General features: G+C 49.4%; 17 protein-coding genes and 1 riboswitch. Of the genes, 9 read left to right on the top strand and 8 right to left on the bottom strand.

Annotated features, from left to right (window positions below):
- Window positions 1-90 precede the first annotated feature (90 nt).
- The 9 genes from MHB82_RS02135 to MHB82_RS02095 all read left to right on the top strand — a co-directional run bounded on the left by MHB82_RS02135 (window position 91) and on the right by MHB82_RS02095 (window position 7,160).
- Window positions 91-1,323: an MFS transporter gene (locus tag MHB82_RS02135; RefSeq protein WP_341173695.1), complete on the top strand. Its 1,233-nt coding sequence runs from the start codon at window positions 91-93 to the stop codon at window positions 1,321-1,323.
- 423 nt (window positions 1,324-1,746) lie between these two features.
- Window positions 1,747-2,133 (top strand): VOC family protein, encoded by a 387-nt coding sequence (locus MHB82_RS02130; RefSeq protein ID WP_095361587.1) that lies wholly within the window; start codon window positions 1,747-1,749, stop codon window positions 2,131-2,133.
- Window positions 2,134-2,471: 338 nt separating this feature from the next.
- Window positions 2,472-2,693, top strand: a complete 222-nt coding sequence (locus MHB82_RS02125; protein WP_341173694.1) for a hypothetical protein — start codon at window positions 2,472-2,474, stop codon at window positions 2,691-2,693.
- A 171-nt stretch (window positions 2,694-2,864) separates the two neighbouring features.
- Window positions 2,865-2,977, top strand: a riboswitch (TPP riboswitch).
- Window positions 2,978-3,057: 80 nt separating this feature from the next.
- On the top strand, window positions 3,058-3,189 hold the full coding sequence (locus tag MHB82_RS02120; RefSeq protein ID WP_341173693.1) for a hypothetical protein: 132 nt from the start codon (window positions 3,058-3,060) through the stop codon (window positions 3,187-3,189).
- Window positions 3,186-4,226: an ABC transporter substrate-binding protein gene (locus tag MHB82_RS02115; RefSeq protein WP_341173692.1), complete on the top strand. Its 1,041-nt coding sequence runs from the start codon at window positions 3,186-3,188 to the stop codon at window positions 4,224-4,226. Before MHB82_RS02120 ends, MHB82_RS02115 begins: the two co-directional genes overlap by 4 nt.
- 29 nt (window positions 4,227-4,255) lie before the next feature.
- Window positions 4,256-4,546 carry an MTH1187 family thiamine-binding protein gene (locus tag MHB82_RS02110; protein ID WP_095291668.1) on the top strand — a complete coding sequence of 97 codons (291 nt, stop codon included), beginning with the start codon at window positions 4,256-4,258 and terminating at the stop codon, window positions 4,544-4,546.
- Complete coding sequence (locus tag MHB82_RS02105) at window positions 4,546-5,304, top strand: ABC transporter permease (protein WP_341173691.1); 759 nt, start codon at window positions 4,546-4,548, stop codon at window positions 5,302-5,304. Before MHB82_RS02110 ends, MHB82_RS02105 begins: the two co-directional genes overlap by 1 nt.
- A 43-nt stretch (window positions 5,305-5,347) precedes the next feature.
- Window positions 5,348-6,253, top strand: coding sequence for an ABC transporter ATP-binding protein (locus MHB82_RS02100; RefSeq protein ID WP_341173690.1), 906 nt, complete (start codon window positions 5,348-5,350; stop codon window positions 6,251-6,253).
- Window positions 6,254-6,353: 100 nt separating this feature from the next.
- A complete protein-coding gene (locus MHB82_RS02095; RefSeq protein WP_110756719.1) occupies window positions 6,354-7,160 on the top strand; it encodes a TatD family hydrolase in 807 nt (268 codons plus the stop codon).
- Between the two features lie 68 nt (window positions 7,161-7,228).
- Here MHB82_RS02095 and nfsA read toward each other — a convergent pair whose 3' ends face one another.
- The 8 genes from nfsA to MHB82_RS02055 all read right to left on the bottom strand — a co-directional run bounded on the left by nfsA (window position 7,229) and on the right by MHB82_RS02055 (window position 14,433).
- On the bottom strand, window positions 7,229-7,972 hold the full coding sequence (gene nfsA / locus MHB82_RS02090; RefSeq protein WP_095361591.1) for an oxygen-insensitive NADPH nitroreductase: 744 nt from the start codon (window positions 7,970-7,972) through the stop codon (window positions 7,229-7,231).
- A complete protein-coding gene (locus MHB82_RS02085; protein WP_095361592.1) occupies window positions 7,965-8,561 on the bottom strand; it encodes a TetR family transcriptional regulator in 597 nt (198 codons plus the stop codon). The genes nfsA and MHB82_RS02085 overlap by 8 nt, the downstream gene beginning before the upstream one ends.
- 216 nt (window positions 8,562-8,777) lie before the next feature.
- Entirely contained in the window at window positions 8,778-9,938 is a 1,161-nt protein-coding gene (locus tag MHB82_RS02080; RefSeq protein ID WP_095361593.1) for a YhgE/Pip domain-containing protein, read from the bottom strand.
- 252 nt (window positions 9,939-10,190) lie between these two features.
- Window positions 10,191-12,716 carry a heavy metal translocating P-type ATPase gene (locus MHB82_RS02075; protein ID WP_341173689.1) on the bottom strand — a complete coding sequence of 842 codons (2,526 nt, stop codon included), beginning with the start codon at window positions 12,714-12,716 and terminating at the stop codon, window positions 10,191-10,193.
- Between the two features lie 158 nt (window positions 12,717-12,874).
- Window positions 12,875-13,075, bottom strand: a complete 201-nt coding sequence (locus MHB82_RS02070) for a copper ion binding protein (RefSeq protein ID WP_095361595.1) — start codon at window positions 13,073-13,075, stop codon at window positions 12,875-12,877.
- A 51-nt stretch (window positions 13,076-13,126) separates the two neighbouring features.
- Complete coding sequence (locus MHB82_RS02065) at window positions 13,127-13,522, bottom strand: metal-sensitive transcriptional regulator (RefSeq protein ID WP_095361596.1); 396 nt, start codon at window positions 13,520-13,522, stop codon at window positions 13,127-13,129.
- 136 nt (window positions 13,523-13,658) lie between these two features.
- The gene (locus MHB82_RS02060) at window positions 13,659-14,141 is read right to left on the bottom strand and encodes a GNAT family N-acetyltransferase (RefSeq protein WP_095361597.1); all 483 of its coding nucleotides are present in this window, start codon (window positions 14,139-14,141) and stop codon (window positions 13,659-13,661) included.
- Window positions 14,142-14,250: 109 nt separating this feature from the next.
- A complete protein-coding gene (locus tag MHB82_RS02055) occupies window positions 14,251-14,433 on the bottom strand; it encodes a hypothetical protein (RefSeq protein ID WP_127539128.1) in 183 nt (60 codons plus the stop codon).
- Window positions 14,434-14,447: the final 14 nt, after the last annotated feature.

The raw sequence follows: 14,447 nt of genomic DNA, 5'->3' as shown, positions 1-14,447 counted from the left end.
ACATGCTGTTATGATAGACTTGTTTGCACTCGGACGTATGAGCTGATGTAGCTGACCTTAAATTGTACATAGGTATAGAAGGAGTTCTCCATGAAAAAATTGTTATGGATTGGCTGTCTGTCCTATTTTCTTATCGGACTTGCACACGTAGTCCTCGGTTCCATCCTGCCTGTCGCACTAGAACATTACGGCAAAGATTACAGTCAGGGAGGAACACTGATCTTTGCCCAATTTGCCGGATTCCTGGGTGGTGTACTGTTGTCTCCTCCGTTAAATCGTCGTTTTGGCAAACGCGGCGGATTACTTATCGCTGCAGCTCTGCTATGCATTGCTGAGTTATCCTATATGCTGCTGCCTCCCTGGGGCCTTATGTTCGTCATTGCACCCGCAGCAGGTTTCGGATTCGGCATGATTGAAGCCGTAATCGGTACGATCATCATTGCCGCCATCAAAGAAAATACCGCAGTGGCAATGAGCAGGCTTGAAGTATTATTCGGTATCGGAGCTATGGTCATGCCGCTTATCGCCAGCGGTCTGATCTCGGCAGGGTACTGGCGCATGTCCTTCCTCGTCGTTGCGGTCTGTTCAGCACTGACATTCCTCTTCTGGGCCAGAATGTCATTCGGGGAGCTGGATCATGCACTCGGCAGGCGCCAGCCAGATGACGCTGCTGGACACATCCAGGCGGGGGAATCTTCTAATGCTGTGTCTTCTTCAGACAGTGGCACAAGCAGTTCAACCTACCGAGGCCGTAATCTGGCTCTGATGATCTTATTCGTTGTATTTTTCTTTCTCTATGTCGGAACGGAGATGAGTCTTGCCAATTTCATGCCTGCCATTCTGATTGAAAAAATGAACATGAAGGAGGCTGGGGCAGCTCTTAGTGTTACCTGTTTCTGGATCGCGATGTCGGTTGGAAGACTCTTCGCCGGATATATCGCTGAAAAGTTTCAGTATCGCGTGTACATTTTGTACAGCTGTCTGGCAGCTGTGCTGCTTATGGCCATTTTCCCGTTTACCAACCAGATCTGGTCTGCTTTTCTAACTATTCTCCTGCTTGGACTGGCGTTTTCTGGAGTTTTCTCCATTGCTCTTGTTTTTGCCAGCAAAATGCTGCCAGGAACAGAAGAGTCTACACCCAGTATCCTGATTGCATCTGGCGGAGTCGGCGGCGCCATTCTGCCTCTGCTTACCGGTTGGAGTCTGGATCATCTGGACGTTAATCAATCCACATGGATGCTTGCGCTATTTACTGCAGGTCTGCTTGTGATCAGCCTGGTTGCTTATCAGTGGCAGAACAGACAACGTGCAGCTTCCCTTTGATTACCGTATTGCGTTCGTATTAAATTATAAATTCACCAATTTAGCTATTCTATAATGTAGCTATAATGTAAAGTGGCTCCGAAGCATATGTTTTGGAGCCCTTTTTGCTTCAATAATCGCGCTGTAGACTGAAACTTATGCAGTTCAATGGTCTACAACTTGATTGCCCAGGAAATAGTTTGCGGTAGGTTATTTCATTTCTGGAGTATAAAATAGTGGCATTAATTAATGAATTACATTCAGCAGGTCAATAATGAGAAGCTCTCTGTTTACTCTGCCAATTATAAAGATCGCGAATATCTCCACATAAGTAAACATTCTAAGAATTTAAATTTAAATCTTATTTGACAACTCGGAATTAGGAATCTATCATATCCCTTAATATGTAAGAAACTTTTTTTTAAAACTTGGGAGGTTTTCATGATGGGTTTTCAAAAGCGTATTGACCATATCGGCATTGCTGTACGTGATCTGGAGACAACACTGCGTTTCTATACGGAGATTGTAGGACTCGAATTGAAAGATCGGGTAACTCACACGAACGGTGTCATTCAACTCGCTTTCCTTGGCTTCAATGGTAGTGATGAAACGGAGATTGAGTTGATTCAGGGATACAGTGATAAGCTGCCTTCCGAAGGAACGGTGCACCATTTCGCCATCCACGTGGAAGACCTTGATGCGGAATATAAGCGTATCCAGGCTACAGAGGCCGAGTTTATTGACGGGGAGATCATTACGTTGCCCAACGGCTATCGCTATTTCTTCATCTATGGACCAGAGAAGGAATGGATTGAGTTTTTCCAGCGCTAGACCTTATACCGCTTAAGGAATATTCAATTCGAGGGACCAGCGGGGATAATGTGATCTGTCACGCATTATTCCCACCCTATATTCAAGGAGTTCGCCATGAAAATACTGATCCAAATGATCGCCGTTATTGCTGTCATATGGGCATTATGCTATACCGTATTTATTTCAATTCTATTAGGAGAATATTTACTTGTGACTTTAAGCAACAAGCCTCTTCCCCAATCCACAGTCCAGGTTCAAGGGACAACCCTACCCATTCCTGCAGATATTTCGAGTATACTTGGAAACACAATACGAAATATAACGAATATGCGGCAATCGATGTGCCAGCCACCCCTATGAATGTACCTGCCGGTTCAACGCTCGTCGTAACCTTCGATCAGACTCCTAAAGAGATTACATTTATTGAACAGGGGAATGAACTAGACAGATGGAGCAGACTAGATAATTCTCATCATACAGTTGCAGCACCTGATACTCCTGGAATATATACATATTTGTACAGTGCAAGTTGGTTCGAAGGCAGCGTTAGCTACGTGATCAAAATCAAAGTACAGTAAATAACATTTCCCCGTCTGCCTTCAAACAAAGATCGATTCCGATCTATCTTATCCTTTCTGATATTTGATACATTCTCACAAGTATATGGCGCTTGGCTATTCCATCCAGTTCCTGACTGGACACATTCCGGCCTCTGGCCTATAATTACACCTAGTAATGCCCGTAACTTCATAGTTTCCCAGGGGAGTCGGAATTGGCCGGCTGAGAGTGTATCCCATCAAGATACTAACCCTTAGACCTGATCTGGATCATGCCAGCGTAGGAATCGGAGTATATCGAATTGGCCCAGCCATGTGCTGCAGCCACCTCTCTAACGCCTGCACGCGTCCCGGATTACGGGGCGCTTTTTTTGATGGTATCTTTTTGACACAAAAAGTACGTCATCCGGATCATAGCTGGTATAAATCGAAGGATTTATGCACCATGCTTGGATATGAAGCCAAGGAGTACCCCGCGCCACTGGCCGGACCATATGAAGGAGAGAAAACAAGATGAGATGGCGTAAAATGATCGGACTCCTGCTCTTGTGTGTGACACTGGTCACCGTCGCTGCATGCGGCAGCAAGGAAGCAGCGCCTGCAGGACAAAACGGCAGCAGCACCACTGAAAACAGCAGCGAAGGTGACAGCGCAGCATTGAAGGATGTTAAGGTCGTGCTCGACTGGACACCCAATACGAACCACACCGGGCTGTATGCCGCCGTGGATCAAGGATTCTACCAGGCAGAAGGCTTGAATGTCGAGATTGTGCAGCCGGGTGCCGGCGGTGCGGATACGATGGTAGCCTCAAATGAAGTTCCTTTTGGGGTAAGTTATCAGGAGAGTGTAACACAGGCCCGTACACAGGATGTTCCACTCGTCTCCATTGCAGCTGTCATTCAGCATAATACGTCTGGATTCGCCGCTCCGGTGGACCGAAACATCAAATCACCCAAGGATTTCGAAGGCAAATCCTATGGCGGCTGGGGATCACCCGTTGAAGAAGCGGTTATGCAATCCATTATGGAAGGCGAAGGCGCCGATGTGTCCAAAGTAAAAAATATCAATATGGGCGACGCCGACTTTTTTACCGCAGTGAAACGGGACATTGATTTTGCATGGATTTTCTATGCATGGACCGGCATTGAGGCCGAACTGCGGGGAGAACCCCTCGACATGCTGTATGTGAAGGATTATTCCGATGCGCTGGACTATTACACGCCTGTACTCGTGACGAACGAGCAGACCATTCAGAACGACCCAGAACTGGTGAAGGCATTTATGAAGGCTACTTCTGAAGGGTATCAATATGCGATTGATCATCCCGAAGAAGCTGCGGACATTTTAATCAAGGCTGTACCTGATCTCGATAAGGACCTTGTGGTGGCAAGTCAGAAATGGCTGAGCCCAAAATACAAGGATGACGCTCCGCGTTGGGGTGAGCAAAAACAGGAAGTGTGGCAGAACTACACGGACTGGATGTTTAGCAAGAAACTGCTTGATGAGCAGGTTGATGTATCCCAAGCGTATACGAACGATTTTTTACCCCAATAAAGTTGAACCGAAAGGAGCCGTGATCTCTCATGGCAAGCACACTGCTTAGCATTCAAGTAATTCCCAAAACGCCGAATGGCGAAAATTCGTATCCTTATGTAGATCGGGCTATCGAAGTGATTCAACAATCTGGCTTGAAATATCAGGTCAATCCGCTCGACACCACAATGGAGGGTGAGCTGGAGGAACTGCTGGAAGTTGTCCGTAAAATGCATGAGGTGCTCGTGGAGGCTGGCAGTCCAAGCATCATCTCCCAGATCAAAATCGCCCACAGCCCGAACGGCTTCAGCATGGATACCCTGACGGAGAAATATCGCTAATGCATACGTACTTCAAAAGTGTATGGCCGCCCATTGTGGCGGTTATTCTCTTTATAGCCATATGGCAGGGCGCCGTATCCCTGTTTCATATTGAGAAATGGATGCTGCCCGCACCTTCCGACATCGCGCACGAAGCCGCTTCCCAAGCAGAACGTCTGGGCATGCATGCATGGGCGACCATTCAACTCACGTTAATTGGCTTCGCGGCTGGCACGCTGGTTGGGCTGCTGGTCGCCATGGTGCTGCATCTGATTCCATTCCTGAAGTCTGCCCTGTATCCTTTACTTATCCTTAGTCAAAATATACCTACGATTGCGCTCGCTCCGCTCCTGCTGATCTGGTTCGGATTCGGACTGCTGCCCAAACTGATTACCATCATCCTGGTCTGCTTCTTCCCCGTTGCCGTCGCTGCCATGGATGGACTGACACGTACGGATGCCGCCATGATGAATTACATGCGCATGGCGGGAGCAAGACGCGGCCCAATTTTCTGGAAGCTGGAGCTCCCGCACGCACTGCCTTCCATCTTCTCCGGCGTCAAGATTGCCGCGACTTACAGCGTCATGGGTGCCATTATTGCCGAATGGATCGGAGCCGACAAAGGTATCGGATATTACATGATGCTTCAGAAGTCCGCTTACCGAACAGATCGTCTATTCGTTGCAATCATGATTATTGTCGCACTCAGCCTGCTGCTCTTCCTGTTCATTGCCCTGCTGGAGAAGCTGCTCGTTCGCTGGCGACCACAGAAGCGCTGATTCGCAGCAGAAGCACTATACAAGGTTAGGAAGTGAATGTGAGATGACACTCAAATATAACGAACAGGCACCACCTGCACCAGGCGGAAGCGCCGGAATTTCAACTCGAGAAGAATCACTCCGCACTGCTTTTACCGCTACCTCCGATTCGGGCAATCAGAGCCTGCCTGCACTGGAAGTACAGGAGGTCCATGCTTCCTTCCGGGAACGGCGGAACAAGCTGTCTGTCCTGAACGGATTATCCCTGACCGTAGAACAGGGCGAATTCGTAGCGATCGTTGGGCCTTCCGGATGCGGCAAGAGTACGTTGTTCCATATCATTGGCGGGTTGTTGAAACCCCAAACAGGCCAGGTTCTCATGAACGGACAGAATGTTACCGGGCAGCGGGGCAAAATCAGCTATATGCCGCAGCATCCCGCTCTCTTTCCTTGGCGTACCATTGAAGACAACGTGCTGCTTGCCGGTGAAGTATCAGCACATACGCCACCCAAGGCTGAAGCGCTTGCGGAAGCACGGAAGTGGCTTTCCAGCGTCGGTCTGGGCGGGTTTGAACAGGCGTATCCGCACATGTTATCAGGCGGTATGCAGCAGCGGGCAGCCTTTTTGCGTGCCCTGCTCAGTCCGCAGGAACTGATGCTGCTGGATGAGCCCTTCAGCGCCCTCGATGCGTTGACACGCAGTGACATGCAGCGATGGCTGCTCGATATATGGGAACAAAACCGCCGATCCGTGCTGTTTATTACCCACAATATCGAAGAGGCGCTGCTGCTTGCCGATCGAATCTATGTATTATCCAACCGACCTGCGACCGTGCTGCATGAGGTACATGTCCCTTTTGATCGTCCAAGACGTGAAGAAATAACGGAAGAGAAGGCTTTCCTCGAACGCAAACGGCAGATTTCGGAGTGGATGAAAGAAGAACAGAAAAAAGCCCGGCTAACTCCATAGCACGGGTTTTTCGTTATATTTTTTCCAAAACAGTGATCCGCATTCATGATATTCGCGTATCAACCTTCAAAAGATAAAGATGACTAGGAGGGGCCACTTCATGCATTCCCAAGCTTTTGCACCACTGATTGATGCTCATATCCATTTTGACAAATATACCGTGGAGGAACAGCAGCATATGCTGCAATCTTTTCCGGATCAACAGGTTGAGGCTGTCATCGCCGTTTCCATGAATATCACCTCGGCACAGGATAATCTGGAGCTGGCGAGACAGAACCCCCGATTCATCTATCCGGCTTTTGGCTTTCATCCGGAACAGCCTCTGCCATCGGCGCAGGATCAGAACCTGTTCTTCGACTGGATTGAAAAGCATATCGGACAAGCGGTAGCCATCGGGGAAGTTGGACTGCCCTACTATAATCGCCAGGAAGCAGAACAGGCAGAACTTGCTTTTGATCAGACTGGATATATCGAGCTGCTCGAACGGTTTATTCAACTCGCCAAGCGGCATAACAAACCCATCGTGCTTCATGCCGTTTATGAGGATGCCGACATCGCATGCGACTTGCTGGAACAATATCAGGTTAGACGCGCCCATTTCCACTGGTTCAAGGGTTCCCGTCAAACCGTGCGGCGAATGGCGGATAACGGGTACTTCATCTCCTTCACGCCAGACATTCAGTATGAAGAGGAGATTCGTGAGCTGGCAAGACAATATCCATCTGAACAGGTCATGGCAGAGACGGACGGACCTTGGCCTTTTGAAGGGCCGTTTCAGGGAAGAATGACACAACCCGCCATGACGAGACAGGTGATTCAGGCATGGAGCGAGATTACGGGCATGGGAACCGAGCGGGCAGCGCGTCTCTTTTACCAGAACACGAAGCGGTTCTACCGTTTACCCTAATGCATAGCACAGATGGACGACAAAAGGGTCAGCTGGATTTCCCGGCTGACCCTTTTCGTTGACCTTCATTAACGTTTCATAAACCCTCTGCCTTCGAGATACGATTTCATTTGCAGACGCGCCGGCTCGGTAAGGCGTTTGGCCATCAACTCAGACCACGGCGTCGTACGTTCGCCATTCGTACGGGCGGCCATATAGGCTTTCGTGGTTTCGTCATAACTTTCCACACCCCGAAGCGTCTCTTCGGCATCGTAGCGATTACGATGAAGAACAGCATTCAGCGGCAGACGCGGACGTATGCCGGTTTCCTGATCAGCTATACCGACACACATGCCGAAGACAGGGTATACACCTTCCGGCAGACCCAGCAGTTCAGTCACTTCTTCAATCTTGTTACGCAGACCGCCGATATATACAATCCCGAAACCGAGCGACTCAGCGGCCAGAGCGGCATTCTGGGAGGCAAGAGCCACATCGATCGTTGCTACCATAAAATTCTCTGTGGAATCCGCATAAGACTCCTTCTCCGGCTGGTGGCGCTTCGCCGCATCACTCAGTCGATACAAGTCTGCACACCACACGAGGAAAACAGGGCATTCTTCCACATAAGCCTGGTTGCCTGCGAGTGCAGCGAGCTTCGATTTTAGTTCCGGTTCCGTCACGGCAACGACGCTATATGCCTGTACACTGCTGGAAGAGGAAGCCATCTGCCCGGCAGCCACGATAGTCGCAAGCTTCTCCTCGCTTACCGGATCCGGCTTGAATTTCCGCACGGAGCGGTGTTTCATCATCAATTCAATCGTTTCATTCATGTCTGTTCACTCCCAATCCTCGTAGTACAAACTCAATCGTCTGTTCAGCCAGCTTATCTGTATCCATGTCCTCATAGTTAAACGTAAACCGTGAGTTTTTGGCACGTTTGTGTGCCAGAGCTACACCCATGACCTGAAGCATTGCATAAGATACGGAATCGATCTGGAATACACCCTGGTCTTTGCCTTCCTGCAGCAAATCATTCACTTTGGTCCAGACAGGGTCCAGGAACCGAAATACGGTGGCCGTGCGATGAGTGTTCAGTGTAATTTCAAGCTGTACAATGTCGCTCATCTCCCAGTCCGTCATCGTGAACTTCACGACTTCACCTACAATTTTGCTGATACCCTCCACAGGGGACATGGACTCCGCAGCCAAATCAGTCAGCATGTGATCAGGAAAGAAGTGCTCAAAAATCGCTTCAAACACCTTTTCTTTTCCGCCAAAATGGTACGAGACCAGTGACACATTGGCACCCGCCTCATCACAGATTTGACGAACGCTTGTCCCGTCATACCCCTGCTGCGCAAAAAGTTTTTTGGCTGCGAGCAAAATCCTCGTTTTGATATCCAATTCCGGTTCAGTCATTCCGTTCGCTCCTCTTGTCCGTTCATATCATGCTCCAGCTTTCGGGGCTGCAGCCAGCTGTTTCATCTATTTATTATGAAAGTTTAACTTTCAAAGCGCAAGGCATGACCATATCATGTCAGAGCTCTAACTGGTCCTTGATACACAGCAGGCACCCCGGTTGAGATCCACCGGGGTGCCTGCTCCAATACTATAGAATCATTTACATCTGTAATATTAGCTGTTCACTTGAGCCGGGCTTGGTGCACCTGCTGGCATACGACGTTTTTTGAGCAAGGTCACTACCAGGGAGAGGGCAACTGCGATGACCAGAACAATCGCAACAGATCCGGCTGCCGACTGAACGCCAGGTCCACCAAGTTGAACGCTCAGAATACCTTGAACTGCGTACGTTGCAGGCAAATACTGTCCGATGCCGCTGTAGAAACCATTAAGCAGCTCACGGGGTACCATTGCACCGGAAGATACCAATTGCAGGGACAGTGAGATGATGTTGAACAGGCTTCCTGCAGGTCCGAAGCAGATCAGGAAGAACTGCGAGAAGAACATGAACGTGCAAAGGAACAGAGCCTGGAACAACCAGAAGGCGATGAATCCTTGGGCAATCTGTCCTCCGAGCGCAACAATCAGCGATGAACCCAGAAGGGATACAACCAGAGCGGATGCGATGTTAATCACGATTCTCGCACCAAACAGGGTCAAGCGGGAGTGGGTTGCTGACAGCATTCCCATAGCCGTTTGCAGATTCATACCCATGATCATGGCGCCGACATAAGAAGCCAGTACCATCATCATCGGTACCATCTGATTATTCATGCCGTTCACCGGATTAATCGAAGTTGTTGTGCCTTCAACCCGGGTAGCCAGATTGGCAGCAGCATCGGCCGCCTGATCCGCAGGTGCTCCTGCAGCAGTCAGTACAGTCTGTACGCCTTGTGCAGTCGCTTGTTTATTGATGGTGTTCGTCACACTTTGGGAAACGCCCTGCATCATGCTTTTGATCGTCACCGGATTAGCTTCGTTAATGGTGTACTTGATCTCAGCTGTAGAACCTGCAGTCTGAAGAAGCTCGTTAAAGCCAGCCGGAATATTCAGCACCATGTGAACTTGGTGGTGATTCAGCTGATCCAATGCATCAGCGGAACTGAGATCCGATACCGTATGGAAAGGCAGCGTCTTAGTCAAACTATCCGCAATACCTTGGGACATCTCGCCATCCTCGTTCACAATGGCTACTGTCAATTCAGTCGTGCGGTCGTTCACGCCGGAGTATGCGGTCATCCAGATGACACTGAAGATCACTTGGAACATAAGTGCTGTTACGATCCCCACAATCACTGGCGGTTTTTTCAATAAAATGCGTAATGCCTGTAGCATAGAATAAGGTCCTCCAATATTGATTAGTTCACATTTGATTTAAACGATCGTTTGAATCAAACAATTGTTTAAATTTTAATGGCATATGTCATTATTGTCAACTGATTTCTGAAATGTTCAGAAACATCATTCTTGTTTCATAAAGTCCATTTCCTTTTTCATAAAAAGACAAGAAAAAGCACGGTTCACCGCAGCGAACCGCGCTCCATTTCACGTTAGGCTGAAGGTAATAGCATGCCTATCGCCTGCAATCTACTTTGGCTTACGTTCCAGCTTCAACCGTTGCAAACGCAGCGAATTCAATACAACCGATACGGAACTGAATGCCATGGCCGCACCAGCCAGCCAAGGAGCCAGGAAACCCACTGCAGCGATTGGAATACCAATGACGTTATAGCCAAGCGCCCAGAACAAGTTTTGCTTAATATTGCCCATGGTGCGCCGGCTCATCTCGATCGCATCCGCTATACTGTTCAGATCACCACGCATCAGCGTGATATCTGCCGCTTCCATCGCTACATCTGTTCCAGTCCCGATGGCCATACCGATATCTGCTGTAGCCAGGGCAGGTGCGTCATTGATGCCGTCACCAACCATTGCCACTTTCAGCCCGCTATCCTGCAGCTTCTTCACTTCGGCTGCTTTACCCTCAGGCAGGACTTCTGCCAGGACATGTTGGATGCCTGCTTGCTCCGCCACGGCACGTGCCGTACGCTCATTGTCTCCCGTAATCATGATGACATCGATGTTCATCGCCTGCAGCCGTTGAATGGCTTCGCGTGATGTATCCTTGATTGTATCTGCCACAGCAACAATACCTGCCCAGCGGCCATCGACTGCTATCAGCATCGCTGTGCGGCCGAGCTCCTCGAGTTCATTCATCTGGCGAGCGGTTGCCTCCGATACCTCCACATGAGCATCGGCAAGCAGCCGCCGTGTTCCAACCAGAATTTCCTGTCCTTGTACTCTGGCCCGAACGCCATATCCTGGTATGTTCTCAAACTGCTTTGATTGGGGCAGTACTATCCCTTTGTCCCGGATTCCTGCTACGATAGCTTCCGCTAGCGGATGTTCAGAGCTTTGTTCTGCCGCTCCAACCCATTTCAACAGTTCTGCTTCTGTCCAATCTTGTGCTGAGATCACATCCGTCAGCACCGGTTTTCCTTGAGTGACTGTCCCTGTTTTGTCCAGAACAACCGTCTGAATCTGCTGTGCCGATTCCAGATGTTCTCCGCCTTTGAACAGGATGCCATATTCAGCCGCCCGTCCTGATCCAGCCATGACAGAGGTTGGTGTTGCCAAACCCAAGGCACATGGACAGGCAATGACCAGTACGGCAATCGCTTTTTCCAGAGATCCTGCGAAGTCACCGGGACTGGCAAACAGATACCAGATCAAGAATGTCAGCGCAGCAACGCCAACCACAATGGGGACAAAGATGCCGGAAATGACATCCGCAATCCGCTGAATGGGTGCTTTGGACCCCTGTGCCTGTTCAACCACTTTAATGATCTGAGATAATGCGGTGTCCGAGCCGACTCGTGTCGCTCGCAGCCTCAGTGCACCGTTTTTATTCAGTGTAGCACCCGTAACGGCGTCCCCCGGCTTTTTATCGACAGGCAAGCTTTCGCCACTGAGCATGGATTCATCCACCGAGGATTGCCCTTCTTCCACAACACCATCCACCGGGATACTGTCCCCCGGTCTCACCAACACGATGTCACCTACTGCTACATACGCTGCAGGCACAAGCACTTCCTGGCCGTCCCGGATGACTCGGGCTTCACGAGGGGCCAGTTCGATCAGGCTTTTGATCGCCTGGGACGAGCGGCCTTTCGCTACGGCTTCAAACCATTTTCCAAGCAAAATCAACGTAATCAGAATCGCACTAGTCTCGTAATACAGCTCAACCGAAGGCATAGCGGCACCCGCACTCGTGTCCATCCCGCCATGATCCATCGGTGCTGTTGAAGGTATCATTCCACTCGTGAGTGTCAGATACAGACTGTAGAAGAATGCCGCGCTTGTACCCAGAGCGACCAGTACGTCCATATTGGCACTGCCGTTACGCAGCGCCTTGTAAGCCCCGACATAGAATTGCCACCCAATAACGAACTGCACCGGTGCTGCTAGTACCAGCTGGAACCATGGATTCATGAACAGATCCGGCACCCAAATCCATGATGTAAATGAGAAGTGGCCTACCATGGCCCACAGCAGCGGTATGGATAATAAGGCGGAGATCATCCATTTCCATTTTTTGCGCTGCAGCTCACGTTCGCGAACGGATGAGGTTTCTTCCTGTGTCTGCTGCAATTCGGCACCATATCCCAGCTGTTTGATTTTGGCTGTAATATCGGAAGGTTTCAGTGCTCCTGCTGCAAATTCAACGTGTCCCGTCTCCAGTGCCAGGTTTACATTCGCTCGCGATACACCCGGCAGGCGGGAAAGGCCCTTCTCAATCCGGGCGGAACACGCAGCACAGGTCATGCCTGTGATGTCCAGATCAATGGATTCCGTCACTGTACCGTAGCCGAGCGCCTCCACCTTATCCCGCAATGCGTTGACACTTACAGCCTTGGGGTCATACGTAACGCTTGCTTGTTCTATGGCGAGATTGACACTGGCCTGCTGAACACCTTCCATACGCGATAATCCCTTCTCGATCCTCGTGGAACAGGCTGCACAGGTCATGCCCGTAATCTGCAGCGTTGTCTGCGCTCCATCTGGCTGTGTTCCGGCGGCAGGTGTATGTTCCGTTGATGATGATTTATCCATGATGGGTTCTCCTTTCATATGAACTATTCATGCACATACCCCTAGAGGGTATAAAACAGACCAAAAATCAGGCTTAAACGATGATCTCTCGCATCTGATGTCTATCGCCCCTTGGTTCAGACCATAGACAATGAGAAATCCGTTTAAGCCATTATAGGTTAGACTACATCGTACCCCTGATCTTCAATAGCAGCCTTGATTTGCTCTACATTCACCTGCTGCTCATCATATTCCACGGCAACAGTTCCTGCGGCCAGATCAACCTGTCCTTTGGCACCCACGTTCTTCACCGCTTCTTCAACCGATTTGACACAGTGGTTGCACGACATTCCAGTAACATTCAGCGTAACGTTAGACATGATCCAATTCCTCCTTGGGATATATAAATGATTATTTCATTCTGCAAATCATTACTTCATCAACTTCCTAACCGTAACCAGCAGTTCATCCACCACCTCGTGTTCCCCTGCCTGAATCCGTTCGACGATACAGCTCTTCATGTGGCCTTCAAGCAGCAGCTTGCCCACGGAATTTAGCGCAGATTGTGCAGCTGCAATCTGGGTAAGCACATCATCACAATACGTGTCCTTCTCGATCAATCCCTTGATCCCGCGTATCTGGCCTTCTACTCGGTTCAAACGGGAGACCAGGTTGCTCTTCATCTCCTGCGAGTGATGGCTCTTGCGCACATGCTTCCCTTCACTGCCTTCAGCATGACATGCCGTTGCTTGTTGATCGGGTACATTATCATCGGACGGCGTTACGGGTGGTTCCAAGGGTTCCTTGGGATGGCTCTGATGATCCATCATGAACACCTCTTTTCTTCGTTCTTTTCACAGTGTAACATACCCCATGGGGGTATTCAAGCCTAAAAATAATATCTTCTTTTTCACCCATAAGATCACTTTAAAACCTTTACGTTATACCTTGTGCAAGTCATCATTACAGTATGTATTCCATCCTGCTGCTGCGGACAGACAGCCCCATTTGTTCATAAAAGGCCTGCGCACCCGTGTTAAATGTGGATACTGTTAATTCTACGCTATCTGCCTGAAGCTCCCTGCCCAGTTCAATTAGAGCATGCATCAATTTCTTACCTGTTCCTTGACCCCGCCCATCACTGCCAACGACCAATTCATTAATATACAGCATCTTGCGATCCAACAGCAGTTCAACCCCCTGAATCAAACTGAGCTGCGCACTACCATACCCCAGAATATCCCCCGTGCTTACCGATTCAGCAACATACAGATAACGCTTATCCGTCTCTAGCAATGTTACAAACTCCTGCTTCTCCATTCTGGTTTGCAGTGCTCGATACACATCAGGCCGAGCCTGGGCATGCATTTGATGCAGTTCATCCATTAAGAGGGAAACACCGGGATAGTCGGGGGCCGCTGCCTTTCTAATCTGGATTGAATCCACTTGAATCACACCTTCCTGCTTGAATTTACATTATTATACAACAAAATATAATAAAAGCAGATACCAACAGTGGTATCTGCTTCGTCAGAAACGACTCATGCGTTTCGTCTTATTCTTTGGAGGATTTACTTTCATTAAATGCAACCGGTGATGGCTTAGCTGCCCAATCGTCCGCTTGTGGTTCAATGTCCACACCGTTCATGATTTTCTTTTTCTCCATCAAGGAATCCCCGTCTTCGTCCAGCTTGTTGCGAATTTCCGCCTCGTCTTGAGGTTGATTATTCTGTGTCATCTTAGAGTCCTCCT

The sequence above is a fragment of the Paenibacillus sp. FSL K6-2862 genome (assembly GCF_038005125.1).
Lineage (GTDB): Bacteria > Bacillota > Bacilli > Paenibacillales > Paenibacillaceae > Paenibacillus > Paenibacillus illinoisensis_A.
The sequence above is the reverse complement of the archived record's forward strand: the minus strand, read 5'-3'. Positions and strand labels throughout refer to the sequence as shown.

Bases quoted from the DNA above. Each gene is read 5' to 3' on its own strand.
- MHB82_RS02135 (WP_341173695.1), top strand. From the start codon at position 91: ATGAAAAAATTGTTATGGATTGGCTGTCTGTCCTATTTTCTTATCGGA.
- MHB82_RS02130 (WP_095361587.1), top strand. From the start codon at position 1,747: ATGGGTTTTCAAAAGCGTATTGACCATATCGGCATTGCTGTACGTGAT.
- MHB82_RS02125 (WP_341173694.1), top strand. From the start codon at position 2,472: ATGAATGTACCTGCCGGTTCAACGCTCGTCGTAACCTTCGATCAGACT.
- MHB82_RS02115 (WP_341173692.1), top strand. From the start codon at position 3,186: ATGAGATGGCGTAAAATGATCGGACTCCTGCTCTTGTGTGTGACACTG.
- MHB82_RS02110 (WP_095291668.1), top strand. From the start codon at position 4,256: ATGGCAAGCACACTGCTTAGCATTCAAGTAATTCCCAAAACGCCGAAT.
- MHB82_RS02105 (WP_341173691.1), top strand. From the start codon at position 4,546: ATGCATACGTACTTCAAAAGTGTATGGCCGCCCATTGTGGCGGTTATT.
- MHB82_RS02100 (WP_341173690.1), top strand. From the start codon at position 5,348: ATGACACTCAAATATAACGAACAGGCACCACCTGCACCAGGCGGAAGC.
- MHB82_RS02095 (WP_110756719.1), top strand. From the start codon at position 6,354: ATGCATTCCCAAGCTTTTGCACCACTGATTGATGCTCATATCCATTTT.
- nfsA (WP_095361591.1), bottom strand. From the start codon at position 7,972: ATGAATGAAACGATTGAATTGATGATGAAACACCGCTCCGTGCGGAAA.
- MHB82_RS02085 (WP_095361592.1), bottom strand. From the start codon at position 8,561: ATGACTGAACCGGAATTGGATATCAAAACGAGGATTTTGCTCGCAGCC.
- MHB82_RS02080 (WP_095361593.1), bottom strand. From the start codon at position 9,938: ATGCTACAGGCATTACGCATTTTATTGAAAAAACCGCCAGTGATTGTG.
- MHB82_RS02075 (WP_341173689.1), bottom strand. From the start codon at position 12,716: ATGGATAAATCATCATCAACGGAACATACACCTGCCGCCGGAACACAG.
- MHB82_RS02070 (WP_095361595.1), bottom strand. From the start codon at position 13,075: ATGTCTAACGTTACGCTGAATGTTACTGGAATGTCGTGCAACCACTGT.
- MHB82_RS02065 (WP_095361596.1), bottom strand. From the start codon at position 13,522: ATGGATCATCAGAGCCATCCCAAGGAACCCTTGGAACCACCCGTAACG.
- MHB82_RS02055 (WP_127539128.1), bottom strand. From the start codon at position 14,433: ATGACACAGAATAATCAACCTCAAGACGAGGCGGAAATTCGCAACAAG.